Here is a 12277-nt window from a genome sequence, read left to right on the forward strand (position 1 = left end):
AATCTCCTTGATTATAACATCAACTACAAAATTTATTCTCTAAGTAGAGCACATCGTTTTCACGGCTCCGGCGGCGCACCGTCGTAGGCGTCGTGATCGGTGTAGAAGTTCAGCATCGCAAACTTCAGCTTCTCGGGGCTGATGTCGACCAACTCCTCGCGTTCCTCGACCGGGAAACTCCGCCGGACGCTGTATTTCCCCATGTCAGCGTTGGTGTAGCGCTTGTCGGCGAGAATCCGCACGCCGAAATCCTCCGGCGAGCGGATGACGCGCCCGAGAGCCTGCCGTGTTTTGCGGATCGTCGGAATCTCGACGGCGTAGGCCCAGCCGGCGTCGCGCTTCTGGTGTTTGCCCTTGTAGGCGCGTTTGTAGGCGTCCTGGACGGCCTCCATCCGCTCGGAGAGCTGGGGTACGGCACGCCGATGACGGCGACGGTGCGGGCCTGGTTGCCGTCGAAGCTCACCCCTCGGCGAGGGTGCCCCACAGCGACGTGAACAGCGTGGCGTCGTCGCTGGCGACGAACCGCTGGCGGAGTTCTTCGGTCGATTTCCCCGATTCGTCGAGGATGAGTTGACCGAGTGGCTCGTCGCCGCGGTTTTCGGCACTGAGGCGGTCGTGGTAGCGTTCGGCCTCCGAATACGAGGGGAAGAAGAGTAGGGTGTTGCCGGGCGTAAATCGGATCACGTCCCGGAGGAGGTTTGTGATCGTCTCCTGTGTCTCGGGATCGTCGCGCTCGCTGGCGAACAGGGCCGGTACTTTGGCGGCGTACGTCCGGCGGTTTTCCTCGGGGTAGGCGAGGCCGTAGGCCATCGTCGCCGGCGAATCAAGGCCGAGCACGTCTTCGGTCACCTCGAAGGGCCGCAAGGTCGCGCTCATCAGCACGCTGGCATAGACTTCGTCGAAGAGGTCGCGGGTGACTTCTCGTGGAATACAGGTGTAGAGTTCGGCCCGGCCATAGACCTCGTCGGTCTGGTCGTTTCGCCGGACGCCGGCCATCGGGTGCTGGCCGAGTTCGCTGCCCTCCGACATCCAGGTACTGATGAACTGGGCGGCCTGGAGGGTCTGACACTCCGCGCGGCTCGTCGCTTCGCCTTCCTTGTAGGCGCGTTCGTACTCCTCGTCGAGCGTGCGGCCCAGTTGTACCGCGAGTTCGGTTTCGGTATCGATGCCGCGGCCCTCGTAGAGCCGGAGGAAGGCCAGCGTGACCTCATCGCGAGCGTCGGGATTGGAGATCGATACGTCCTCCCAGTGCTCGCCGACGTTGTCGCGTTCGTACTCGCTGAGTTCGTCCTCGTAGGCGACGATGAGCGCGTCCCGGAACGCCTCGATGACGTTGCGTGCAGGCTCGGCGCGAGAGTCCTCGACGCCGGCGAGTTCGTCGAGCGCGGCGTCAAGCGTGTTCTCGGTCAAGGTTTTCGTCGCGTGGTCGCGGGCCGCACCCTCGATGTTGTGGGCCTCGTCGAAGACGGTGATCACGTCGCTGGGATCGCAGTCGAGCCACCGGAAGAACTGCTCGCGGATCATCGGATCGAGCAGGTGGTGGTAGTTGCAGACGACGAGGTCGATGTCTTCCATTCCCTCTTTCAAGAGTTCGTACCCACAGAGGTTCTGCTGGTCGGCGTACTCGTAGATCTCCTCCGGCGTTCGTACGTCCTCAAAGAGCCAGCCGAAGAAGTCGTCGGTGTCGGCGGTGAGGTTGTTGTAGTAGTAGTCGCAGACGTTGCCGTCCTGTAGCTCGTCGAGTTCCTCCTCCAGGTCGTCGAGTTCGTCCATGACGGCACTGCGGGCTTCGGCCGCGCCGGCCTCACCCTCTTGGCTCGCTTCGAGCAGTTCCTCCTGTCGGGCGGCCAGTTCCTCGTGGTCGGTTTCGGTGTCGACGAGTTCGCGGGTGGTATCCCGGAGCGTCTGGCACTCCTGGTACCCCACGTCGATGTGGCACATTTCGCCTTTGCCCTTGAAGACGACCGCCCGGATCGGCTTCGTGCGGGTGATCGAACGGGCGTCGTCGACGAACTGCCGCATCTGCTGGTGGACGTTGGTGGTGATGACGACCGTTTTGTCGTTGTCGCGCGCGTAGGCGAGGGCAGGCACGAGCGCCGAGAGGGTCTTCCCGTGCCGGGCGCGCCCTCGAAGAGCACGTCGCGGGCCTGGCCCAGCGAGTTGGCGATCCGGTCGATGGCCTCGCGCTGGTTCGGATACGGCGTCTCGTAGGGGAAGAACCGGAGGTCGTCGTCCGCGGCTGTCACACCGGCCCTTTGGCGGCAATCGATTAAAACGTGGGGGCCACAGCGGCTTGATCAATATAGACTGGAGATAGATTCTTGCACGTAGGGGCTCTACTATGACATACGATGGCCTCGACTGGATCCACAAACGAGGAGTTGGCAACGGCCATTGGCCGGTACGTCCTCGGTGAGGTGTCACTCGGCAAGGCAGCCGAAGCTGCGGGGTTGTCGCGCTGGGAGTTCGAAACGCGGCTACAGGAGGCCGGCTTCGACGCGCTCTATGGCCCGCGAACGGATGATCAGTTAGCCGAGGAAATCGACACTGCACGGAACCTCAACGAGTAGATGGCTGACGTGTATCCGGGGCCACTCTTTCTCGATGCGACGGTCGTCAGCAATTTTGCCAGCACGGACGGCTGTGAACTGCTTGCCCGAACGCTTGATTCTCCGGTAGTCACGCCAGCAGTCCAAGACGAGCTCGAACGCGGCGAAGCCCACGGCCATGAATACCTTGCGACGGCAGTGGCTGCCATCGGCGATACCATCTCCGTTCACACGGTGTCAACACCGGCTGTGGAACCGTCGAGTCAGATTGAACTCGATGCTGGTGAGGCTGAATCACTTCGGGGTGCGATTGCCACCGACGGAACCATCGCAACCGACGATCTGGCCGCACGACGGGCCGCCACACAGCAGGACGTGCCGGTAACCGGCTCAATCGGACTTCTCGTTCACTGCATTACTCACGATGAGTTGAGTCCCGAAACCGCGGACGACTGGCTCACGACGTGGCGGGACAAACGCGGATACTACGCCCCTGTCGACAGCATCTCTGGGGTACTGTAGCCATCCGACGAGGCGACTTTTGCATATATTTGCATACTCACAAACTATATTGCAACACACCCCGTATAGACAGGCATGGATGAGTTCGATCCGGCTCCAGCCGTTGACGACGTGACCGAGCCACGTCAGCAGTGGCTCGGTGACACCGACACCTTTGGCCGGGTCTACGACGTTGTGCTCGGCATCACGACACCGGCACCTGCAGCCGAGATCGCTGAGATCGCCGACTGCTCGCCCAACGCCGCGACCAAACACCTCTCCCGACTGGCAGAGATGGGCGTCGTCAACGCCGACCGCGAAAGCCGCCCCGCACGCTACAGCCGCAACGACGGCTACCTCGAATGGCAGGAGGCCAGCCAGATCGCCCGCGATCTATCGGTCGCCGAGATCATCGACCGCGTTGAATCGCTGGAAGCCGAGCGCGACGAGTACGAAGAGCGGTTCGGGACGACCGACCCCGCCGAAGTATCCGTCTTCGATCACGACAACCACGACGAGATTCACGAGCGTATGACCGCAGTTAGCGAGTGGCAAGGGCTGATCCGGGATCTGCGACTCTACGAACTGCCCGCCAACTCGCGCAAAACGATGGGCACCTGATCCCAGCATGACGCCAGCGGAGCCGCCAGGCGGTTCGACGGGGCCGCCGGATCGCCAAACGTTGCGACTGCTCGAACGCCAGTGTGCGACCACGCCGCTGGTCACCAATACTGAATTCCAGCCGAGCGCGACGGAGCCGCGCCGCCTGATGGCGACACTCGATACCGACGCGTTTCCCGAGACAGTTGCGACCGCTCGGCTTGACATCCGATGGTTCACGACCGGCGATTTCTCGCTGCACTACATCGAAACGACGACCGATGGCAAGCAATGGGAGTGCCGCTGGGATCGCCATCCCAACAGCCACAACACTCGACTGCATTTTCATCAGCCGCCCGACGCGGAAGCGGTTCGAGATCTTTCCTTAGACTCACAACACCCGCTTGATGTGTACGCAACAGTGTTTTCGGCAATTCAGCAACGACTCAGTGACCGCTGGGCAGACAGCTCATAACGGGTGAGGCCACAGTAATCCAGTGTCGACGTGAGACGGTACCATCCGCCGTCGGCGACTGCGCGGGAATCGTTTTAGTACGCACCGACCCTTGGAGAGCGCATGGAACGCACCGCTCGACGACAGCAGGTGAGCCCGCTGCTCGCGGTCGCTGGCCTCGCCGTCGTCGAGATCCTGCTGCTCACAGCCGAGACAACAGCCGCCGCCCCGGCAGCAAGAGAGACCTTCGCCGGATCGGTGCTTGGAGTTGCAGGCAGCCCCGTCACAATCGCCGTCAGGCTGCTGTTTTTCGGCCTCGCAGCCGCCGTTGTCCTCCCACGGCTCATCCCCACGGAGTTTGCAGCCGTCACAAATCGATGGAGTTTCCGGCTGCTGGCTGCGGTCATCGCCGTCGGCACGGCAACGGTGTTCGGCACGCTGATCGGTGGGGCGGCATCGACACCACAAGCTGTGTTGATCGCTATCACGATCGGCGCGGTGGCCATCACAACGGCCTACGTGGCGATCCTTGTCTACTGGCGCGGCGTCGACCTCGATTCGGCAGGGTCTACACTGGAGCGACGGATCGGCGGATCCGGCGGCGACGATCCGGGGAGAGCGACGACCTGTCTCTACGCCGGTGTCGGCCTCGGCACCGGGCTCACCCTCGCCGGGCTGTTACTCGCTGTCGGTGGACGCCTGTATCCGCTTCCGGAGCTGCTGGCGATCGGCTGGCCGATTGGGGTAGCGGTGGCTGCCCGAATCAACTGGCAGCCGAACCCACGCGATCAGATCGCCGACACACTGAAGATCATCTCGGTCGTCCGCCGATCGGAGAAGGGGTGCCGACGCTCACACTCGTCAGCCTCGGGATGGGCGTGCCAGCAACGATTCTTCTCGTCGGTTTGCCGGTGTACACCCGTCGGCTACTGGTCGGCGACACAGTCAGCGTCGCTGAGCCGGTGCTCGCGTGGGCGGTCGTTGGCATGATCGTCGGTATCGCCGCGGCATGTCTGTACGCGCTGTGGTTTTGGGCCCGGGTGTTTCGACGACTGCCGGCGTTTCTCACAGCGTGGCACGAGGCGGCCGGCGTGGACACACTCGGTGAACAGCCGACGGACGAGCCGGTTGCGCGGCCAGCGTGGCTGTTGGTGCCGTTTGCGCTCGTGATCACGCATGCGATCGTCCTCATCCAGATCGGCGACGTGACCGACTTTGCGTTCTACGGGGCGGCCGACGCGATCCTCTCGCTGTACGGGCTTGTCTGGCCGCTGTCGGCCGCCGTGATCGGCCTGGCAGTCTACTGGACGATGCGACGAACGCCGCAGCCACCGCTGTCGGCAACGTATGCGATCCCGACCGCAACGGTCGTCGAGTTCGGCTCGCTGTACGTCGGCTGGGGCCTCGCCGCTACCGTCGTCCGCAGCGGCGGGCTCACCGCCGCGGAGCTTGTGCGCTTCCCCGGCGGAACGTTCGTGTTGCTCGTCCTCGCGTTGTTGGTGCTGCTGTTTTTCGGCCCGGACATCGGCCTCCGGCTCTCTGACTCGCCGGCCCGGCGGCTGCCGCTGTCGTATCTCCCACTGGGTGGCATGTTGTTGCTGTTTGCCGTATTCGACCTCCATGGCTACCGACTCGCCTGGGGCGTGATGGCTGGGCTCTTAATAGCGGGGAGCCTCTCGGAGGCCTGGAAACACGGCCGTGGTGGCCGCCGCCAGCAATCTGATCGGTAACTGATAAGCAAAAAACGCAGGCCGCAGCGGTGGCCAGTTAGCCGAGTAACTCGACCAGCAGGGCCTTCTGGGCGTGCAGCCGGTTTTCGGCCTGCTCCCAGACAATCGAGCGGTCGCTTTCGATGACGCTGTCGGTGATCTCCTCGCCGCGATGGGCCGGCAGGCAGTGCATCACCGTCGCCTCAGTGTCGGCCAGCAGTTCGTCGTTGAGTTGGAAGCCGTCGAAGGCGGCCAATTTCTCTTCGCGTTCGTCCTCCTCGCCCATGCTGACCCACACGTCGGTGTAGATCACGTCCGCACCGTCGATGGCGGCGTCGGGATCAGTGTAGACCTCGGGGGCCTCGCCGAGTTCGTCGGCGCGGTCGATGACGGCGTCGTCCATCGCATACTCGGGTGGCGTTGCGACCGCGAGATCGACGCCGGCGAGTGCGCAGCCGACCGCAAAGGACTGGCCGACGTTGTTTCCGTCGCCGACCCAGGCGACTCGCACGTCGTCAAGGCCGCCGAACTGCTCGCGGATCGTCAACAGATCAGCGAGGGTCTGACACGGGTGGGCGTCGTCGGTGAGGCCATTGATCACGGGGACATCGGCGTATTCGGCGAGGGTTTCGGCGTCGTCGTGATCGAACAGCCGGGCCATGATCCCGTCGACGTAGCGGCCCATCGCGCGAGCGGTGTCTTTCAACGGCTCGCCGTGGCCGAGTTGGATGTCGTCGGGGCCCATGAAGATCGCGTGGCCGCCGAGTTGCGTCATCCCCGTCTCGAAGGAGATTCGCGTGCGCGTGCTCGGTTTCTCGAAGAGCATGCCGAGCGTCTGGTCGGCCAGTCGGGTGTCGTTGTCGCCGGCTTTCAGATCGGCTGCCAGCGCGAGCAGATCGTCGAGTTCGTCGGCCGAGACGTCGTCGATATCGAGGAAGTTCTCGGCGTTCATTGTGCTGCCTCCGTGTCAGCCGTCGCCTCGCTGTCGTCGCTCGCCGCAGCGTCGCCAACGCCGAGTCGCTCACAGACGTCGATCAGCACCTCGATGGCGTTGTCGAACTCGGCGAGCGGGAGGTGTTCGTTCGGCGTGTGATCGAGACTGGAGTCGCCGGGGCCGTAGCTCACCATGCCGCAGTCCCACTCCGTGGCGAAGACGTTCATGTCGCTGGTACCGGTTTTCCGGAGCAAGCGCGGATCGCCGCTCCCTTCGCGGATCGCCGCGCGGAAGACGCGGGCCAACTCCGTGCGGGGGTTGGTCATCACCGGCGGGATCGACTCCGTCCAGTTGACCGTCCCGACCTCAAGTTCGGCATCCGAGAGTTCGCGCACTTCGTCGGGCGTTCGCTCGGGCGGGACGCGAAGCTGGAACTCCATCGTCGCCTCCATCGAAAGCCCGTCAACGGAGACGCCGCCCTCGATGTCGACGGGTTTCGTCGTCACCTGCTCGAAGACGGGTACCCACTCGTCGGGCTCGAAGATCGTCTCGACGCGATCCCACCAGCTCATGGCGTGTTGGATCGCGTTGAGATCGGGCCGGGAGTGGTGGCCGGACTCGCTGGCGGCGACGTAGGTGCCCTCAAGGAGGCCGCGGTAGCCCAGCGTGATGCCGTCCCAGCCGGAGGGCTCGCCGTTGATGATGAGGTCGGGTGCTTCGCGGTGGTCGGTCAGGTACCACGCGCCACGCGAGGTCGATTCCTCGCCGACGACGCCGACAAAGGACGCGCCGGTTTCGACCGCCGCAATCGCCATCGACGCCAGCGAGCCCGTCGCATCGACGCTGCCGCGACCCCAGAGTTCGGGGCCATCCTCGCCGTCTTTGATTTCGACGGGGATCTCACCGGGGACGGTGTCGATGTGTGAGGTGAGGAGGACGGTATCGTCGCCCGGCGCGCGGACGTTGCCGATGTCGTCGATCCAGACCTCGCGGTCATGCGATTCGAAAAAGGCCGCCAGCCGTTCGGCTGCCTCCGTCTCCTCGCCGGAGACCGAGGGGATCGACACCAACTCGGTGAGGAGTCGGCGGCCCTCGGTGTCGATAGCGGGATGCTCCAACGCGCCGTGGGTTGATTCGACAGCCATCAGTCCAGTGCCTCCGTGAGCGCGTCGACGACGCGGTCGACGTGTGTTTCGTCAATGGTGAGCGGAGGCAAAAATCGGACGACCGTGCGGCCCGCCGGCAGCGCGAGGATCTGGTGGTTCATCGCTAAGTCGCGGAGGACGCGGTTCGCGCCCTTCTTCACCTCGACGCCAACCATCAGCCCGTTACCGCGTACGTCGCGGACGCCGAGATCGTGTTCCTCGGCGGCGGCCTCGATCTCGCTCATCATGTACTCGCCCATTTCGGCGGCGTGCTGCGGAATCTCCTCGTCAACGATAGTCGAGACGGTCGCGTGTGCTGCCGCGGAGATGACCGGGCCGCCGCTGAACGTCGAGGCATGCGAGCCGTAGTTGTCGGCGATCCAGTCACGGCAGAGCGTCGCGCCGATCGGGAGCCCGTTGCCGAGGCCCTTCGCGCTCGTGATCATATCCGGCACCACGTCGGCCCACTCTGAAGCCCACAGCGTCCCAGTGCGACCCATTCCGGTCTGTACCTCATCGAAGATCAGCGCCGCGCCGCTGGTCGCGGTTTCGACGCGAGCGCGCTGGAGGAACTCCTTGCGAGCGGGGTTGATCCCGCCTTCGCCCTGCACCGGTTCGACGATCACCGCAGCGGTGTCGTCGTCGATGGCGTTGGCCATCTCCTCGGCGTCGTCGTAGGCGACGAACTCGACATCGCCGATCAGTGGCTCGTAGGGTTTCTTGTACTTGTCTTTCCACGTCGTTGCGAGTGCGCCCATCGTCCGGCCGTGGAACCCGCGCTTCGTCGAGATGATCTTCGAGTTCCCCGTCGCCGAGCGGGCGAACTTCAGTGCTGCCTCGTTGGCCTCCGTCCCGGAGTTACAGAGCCACACCTTGTCGACGGTTTTGGGGGCGGTTTCGGCGAGGAGTTCGTACAGCTTCGTCCTGATTTCGACCGGATAGGACGCCTGCACGTAGGTGAGTCGTGAAAGCTGGTCGGTGATGGCGTCGTGGACGGCCTCGTGGCCGTGGCCGAGCGGGACGCAGGCGTAGCTCGCGCCCATGTCCAGATACTCGGTGCCGTTGCTGTCGGTGACGAACGCGCCGTCACCCTCGACGATCTCGATCGGTTTCTCCGAGAAGACAAAGCCACTCATTGGGTGATCTCTCCGTTATCTGCCAGCGCGCTCGCCTCGATTTTCGTGCCCGCGCCGTTGAGCGCGTCGGTTACCGGCGCGTCGCGGTTGGCGTCGCCGACGTGGACTGCCGTCGCGCCACCTTCCAGTGCCTCGGTTGCGGCCATCACTTTCTTCCTCATGAATCCTTCTGCAGCGTCTTTCACCGCTTCCAGTTCCTCGGGTGTTGCTGCCGACTCGATGAGCGTCTCGGGGTCGTCCGGGTCGGCGTAGATGCCGTCCACGTCCGTCAACACCACGAGTTCGGCTCCGAGCGCGCCGGCGACGGCGGCTGCCGAGCGGTCGGCGTCGGCGTTGACCGGTAGTACTTCGTCGTCGTCCTCGCCGAGCATCGGGACGCTCACGACCGGCGTGTAGCCGTCGTCGAGCAGTGTGTCCAGCAGCTCGCTGTTCACGTCGGTAATCTTGCCGGAGTGATCGCCGCGCTTGATTTTCTTCTTGCCGTCTTCGAGCACCCGAACCGCTGATTTGCGGGGGCCGCTCAGCAGGCCGCCATCGACACCCGACAGGCCGACGGCGTCGACGCCGGCGTTGCGGAACAGCGTCGTCAACTCGGTGTTGAGCTTGCCCGCCATCACCATCGCAAAGACCTCCATCGTCTCTTCGTCGGTAAAGCGGCCGGTGACGCCGCCCGGCGTTTCGACGTAGGTGGGCTCGATGTCCATGCGTTCGAGCGTGTCGTCGACTGCCGTCGAGCCGCCGTGAACCACGACGACCTCGCGGCCCGATTCGACGAGCGCGGCGATATCACCGACCGCGCCTTCGGGATCGACGGCTTTCGCGCCGCCGATTTTGACGACGACCGGCGGCTGACCGCCGTCGGCCCGGAGTCGCCGCTGTCGTGTGTCTGTGTGGGTCTGTGAGTGATCAGCAGAATGATGCTGGCAACGGCGAGTAGGTGTTGGTGAATCGTGTTCAGTCATAAGCAACCACTCCGTGTTATGGCGCGCCGACCGGGTGGAGCCCCTGAAAGTCGAGGCCGGCCGTCTCATCGAGGCCGAGGGCGATGTTCGTGCCGTGGATCGCCTGCCCGGCCGAGCCTTTCATCATATTGTCGATTGCCGAGAAGGCGACGAGTCGCTTGTTGCCGGGGTCGAGTTCGAAGCCGATCTCGGCCATGTTAGTGCCGGCGACCGCCTTCGGTTCGGGGTAGCGGTAGACGCCCCCGCCGCCGGCGACCAGGCGCACGAAGGGTTCCTCTTCGTAGCTTTCGCGGTAGGCACTCCAGAGGTCGCCCTTCGAGACCGGTTCGCCGGGGAAGACGTGGCAGGTCGCCGACGAGCCACGTGTCATATCGACCGCGTGGACGGTGAACGACAGCGAAACGCCGAGGAACTGCTCGATCTCTGCCTCGTGGCGGTGGCCCGTCGGTGCGTACGGGCGGACGACGCCCGACCGCTCGGGATGGCTGGAGGCGTCGCCGCCGCCCGCGCCGCCCTCCGAGGAGCCAACTTTCACGTCGGCGACAATCTGTTCGTCGCCCGAGAGAATTCCGTCGTCGAACAGCGGTTTGAGGCCGAGGATCGTCGAGGCGGCGTTGCAGCCGCCGCTGGCGATGAGGTCGGCACCCGGCAACTGCTCGCGGGTCAGCTCGGGGAGCGCGTAGACGCTTTCCTCGAGGTATTCGGGCGCGCTGTGACCGTCGTACCACTCCTCGTACTGCTCGGCCGTGTTGAGACGGAAATCCGCCGAAAGGTCGACGACGGTGTCGGCGTGCTCGTCAAACTCGTCGATCTGCTCCATCGAAACGCCGTGCGGGGTTGCCGCGAACAGCACATCGACTGATTCGAGGTCATCGGGCGAACTGAACCGCAGGTCGAGTTCGCGGAGGTTCGGATGCGAGTACCCAACCGTCTTGTTCGCTTTCGAGCGGCTCGTGGCCTGTTTGATCTCGAAGTTGGGATGCCCGGCGAGCAGGCGGAGGAGTTCGCCGCCGGTGAAGCCGGTGCCGCCGACGACGCTGGCGGTGTAGGTCTCGCTCATCGGGATGCCTCCGGGGTCGTGTCGCTCATTGCGTCGCCTCCGGCGTCGCTTCGTTCGCTTTCGTCTCCAGCCAGTCGACGACGGTGGCGGGCACGTCGATATCGACACAGCCGTTGAGCGCTTTGAACTCGACGGTGTGGTTGATCTCGTGGACGGTGTAGTCGCCGCTTTCCTCGCCGCCGACCTCCATCAGGTCGACGCCGAGCAGGCCGCCGCCGACCGCGTCGCTCGCGCGTTCGACGAGATCGAGTGCGGTGTCGTCGAGTTCGAAGCCCGCGGTGTCGCCGCCTTTCGCGGCGTTGGTGAGCCAGTGATCCGAACTTCTGGTCATCGCCGCGACGGGTTCGCCGTCGGTCGCCAGCACGCGGATGTCGCGGCCGGGTTTGTCGACGAACTCCTGGACGTAGAACACCTTGTGTTCGTAGTGGCCGAGGACTTTCTTGTGCTCCAAGATCGCTTCGGCCGCGCTCTCGGAGTCGATTTTCGCCATTAGGCGACCCCACGAGCCGACGACCGGTTTCAGGACGCAGGGGTAGCCGAAGGATTCGATGGCGTCCATCGCCGACTCGACGGTGAAGGCGACTTTCGTTTCGGGGGTCGGCACGCCCGCGGCGTCGAGCGCGAGGCTGTTTTTCGCCTTGTCGGCACACACGTCGGCGGTCTCTGGGCTGTTGACGACCGGAACCCCGTAGTGGTCGATAAAGCGCGTCGCGTACAGCGACCGGCTGGTCGAGAGACAGCGGTCGACGACGATATCGAGGTCGTCGACGTCGGCCGTCGTGCCGTCAAGACCGAACTGGTGTTTTCGCACGTCGATCTTTTCGATCTCGTGGTCACGGTCGCGTAGCTCGTTGAGCAACAGCTTCTCGTCCTGGCGGATGCGCGAGTAGAGGATACCGATTTTCATGATACTATCTGTGAATCAGTCGCTCCCGCTGGCGCCACGGGCGTCGCGGTCACGTTACTCGCCCCAGTCCTCTTCGAGTTCCGGGGCTGTGTCGAGTTCCGGCGGGTCGGCTGCGAGCACTTCCAACTCGGCACCACAGGTGCCACAGTCAAGGATCTCTCCGACTTCGAGGTCGTCGTGTAAGTCGACGCCGGCACCGCATTCCGGACAATCTGCTTCTGACATGGGTGTATGCAGGCGTTCCCGACGTATATACTTAAACACATCGAACTTGTAGGATAATTTATACTACTCAGCGTCGCCACTCCCGGCGGTTGAGC

Annotated in this window: 11 protein-coding genes and 2 pseudogenes; 5 read left to right on the plus strand and 8 right to left on the minus strand. The window is 64.1% G+C overall.

Translation table 11 applies throughout. The features are described from left to right. Positions 1 to 59 precede the first annotated feature (59 nt). Positions 60 to 2246, minus strand: a pseudogene (locus ACFQJB_RS11005) (ATP-dependent DNA helicase). A 105-nt stretch (positions 2247 to 2351) separates the two neighbouring features. Between ACFQJB_RS11005 and ACFQJB_RS11010 the strand changes: the two are divergent. The 5 genes and pseudogenes from ACFQJB_RS11010 to ACFQJB_RS11030 all read left to right on the plus strand — a co-directional run bounded on the left by ACFQJB_RS11010 (position 2352) and on the right by ACFQJB_RS11030 (position 5834). After that, positions 2352 to 2570, plus strand: a complete 219-nt coding sequence (locus ACFQJB_RS11010; protein ID WP_379727227.1) for a UPF0175 family protein — start codon at positions 2352 to 2354, stop codon at positions 2568 to 2570. Next, positions 2571 to 3071, plus strand: coding sequence for a hypothetical protein (locus ACFQJB_RS11015; RefSeq protein ID WP_379727230.1), 501 nt, complete (start codon positions 2571 to 2573; stop codon positions 3069 to 3071). A gap of 75 nt (positions 3072 to 3146) precedes the next feature. Then, positions 3147 to 3682, plus strand: a pseudogene (locus ACFQJB_RS11020) (helix-turn-helix domain-containing protein). After that, positions 3679 to 4125 carry a hypothetical protein gene (locus ACFQJB_RS11025; protein ID WP_379727232.1) on the plus strand — a complete coding sequence of 149 codons (447 nt, stop codon included), beginning with the start codon at positions 3679 to 3681 and terminating at the stop codon, positions 4123 to 4125. Before ACFQJB_RS11020 ends, ACFQJB_RS11025 begins: the two are co-directional and overlap by 4 nt. Positions 4126 to 4946: 821 nt before the next feature. Continuing rightward, complete coding sequence (locus ACFQJB_RS11030) at positions 4947 to 5834, plus strand: hypothetical protein (protein ID WP_379727235.1); 888 nt, start codon at positions 4947 to 4949, stop codon at positions 5832 to 5834. Positions 5835 to 5871: 37 nt separating this feature from the next. Here ACFQJB_RS11030 and argF read toward each other — a convergent pair whose 3' ends face one another. Genes argF through lysW form a run of 7 tightly spaced genes read right to left on the minus strand, consistent with a single transcriptional unit; the run spans position 5872 to position 12182 of the window. After that, positions 5872 to 6765 (minus strand): ornithine carbamoyltransferase, encoded by an 894-nt coding sequence (gene argF, locus ACFQJB_RS11035; RefSeq protein WP_379727238.1) that lies wholly within the window; start codon positions 6763 to 6765, stop codon positions 5872 to 5874. After that, complete coding sequence (locus tag ACFQJB_RS11040; protein WP_379727241.1) at positions 6762 to 7892, minus strand: [LysW]-lysine hydrolase; 1131 nt, start codon at positions 7890 to 7892, stop codon at positions 6762 to 6764. The genes argF and ACFQJB_RS11040 overlap by 4 nt, the downstream gene beginning before the upstream one ends. Next, positions 7892 to 9028, minus strand: coding sequence for an aspartate aminotransferase family protein (locus ACFQJB_RS11045; protein WP_379727244.1), 1137 nt, complete (start codon positions 9026 to 9028; stop codon positions 7892 to 7894). The genes ACFQJB_RS11040 and ACFQJB_RS11045 overlap by 1 nt, the downstream gene beginning before the upstream one ends. Continuing rightward, positions 9025 to 9990: an acetylglutamate/acetylaminoadipate kinase gene (locus ACFQJB_RS11050; RefSeq protein WP_379727247.1), complete on the minus strand. Its 966-nt coding sequence runs from the start codon at positions 9988 to 9990 to the stop codon at positions 9025 to 9027. The genes ACFQJB_RS11045 and ACFQJB_RS11050 overlap by 4 nt, the downstream gene beginning before the upstream one ends. Before the next feature lie 16 nt (positions 9991 to 10006). Next, a complete protein-coding gene (gene argC / locus ACFQJB_RS11055; RefSeq protein WP_379727250.1) occupies positions 10007 to 11050 on the minus strand; it encodes an N-acetyl-gamma-glutamyl-phosphate reductase in 1044 nt (347 codons plus the stop codon). 25 nt (positions 11051 to 11075) lie between these two features. Then, positions 11076 to 11957 (minus strand): lysine biosynthesis protein LysX, encoded by an 882-nt coding sequence (lysX, locus tag ACFQJB_RS11060; RefSeq protein WP_379727252.1) that lies wholly within the window; start codon positions 11955 to 11957, stop codon positions 11076 to 11078. Positions 11958 to 12011: 54 nt separating this feature from the next. Continuing rightward, on the minus strand, positions 12012 to 12182 hold the full coding sequence (lysW, locus tag ACFQJB_RS11065; RefSeq protein ID WP_142443720.1) for a lysine biosynthesis protein LysW: 171 nt from the start codon (positions 12180 to 12182) through the stop codon (positions 12012 to 12014). Positions 12183 to 12277: the final 95 nt, after the last annotated feature.

The organism is Halonotius sp. GCM10025705 (genome assembly GCF_042662885.1).
In the GTDB taxonomy this organism is placed as follows: domain Archaea; phylum Halobacteriota; class Halobacteria; order Halobacteriales; family Haloferacaceae; genus Halonotius; species Halonotius aquaticus.

Excerpts from the sequence above, each read along its gene's own strand:
- ACFQJB_RS11045 (WP_379727244.1), bottom strand. The coding sequence starts at position 9,028 with ATGAGTGGCTTTGTCTTCTCGGAGAAACCGATCGAGATCGTCGAGGGT.
- argC (WP_379727250.1), bottom strand. The coding sequence starts at position 11,050 with ATGAGCGAGACCTACACCGCCAGCGTCGTCGGCGGCACCGGCTTCACC.
- argF (WP_379727238.1), bottom strand. The coding sequence starts at position 6,765 with ATGAACGCCGAGAACTTCCTCGATATCGACGACGTCTCGGCCGACGAA.
- lysX (WP_379727252.1), bottom strand. The coding sequence starts at position 11,957 with ATGAAAATCGGTATCCTCTACTCGCGCATCCGCCAGGACGAGAAGCTG.
- ACFQJB_RS11010 (WP_379727227.1), top strand. The coding sequence starts at position 2,352 with ATGGCCTCGACTGGATCCACAAACGAGGAGTTGGCAACGGCCATTGGC.
- lysW (WP_142443720.1), bottom strand. The coding sequence starts at position 12,182 with ATGTCAGAAGCAGATTGTCCGGAATGCGGTGCCGGCGTCGACTTACAC.
- ACFQJB_RS11015 (WP_379727230.1), top strand. The coding sequence starts at position 2,571 with ATGGCTGACGTGTATCCGGGGCCACTCTTTCTCGATGCGACGGTCGTC.
- ACFQJB_RS11040 (WP_379727241.1), bottom strand. The coding sequence starts at position 7,892 with ATGGCTGTCGAATCAACCCACGGCGCGTTGGAGCATCCCGCTATCGAC.
- ACFQJB_RS11050 (WP_379727247.1), bottom strand. The coding sequence starts at position 9,990 with ATGACTGAACACGATTCACCAACACCTACTCGCCGTTGCCAGCATCAT.
- ACFQJB_RS11025 (WP_379727232.1), top strand. The coding sequence starts at position 3,679 with ATGACGCCAGCGGAGCCGCCAGGCGGTTCGACGGGGCCGCCGGATCGC.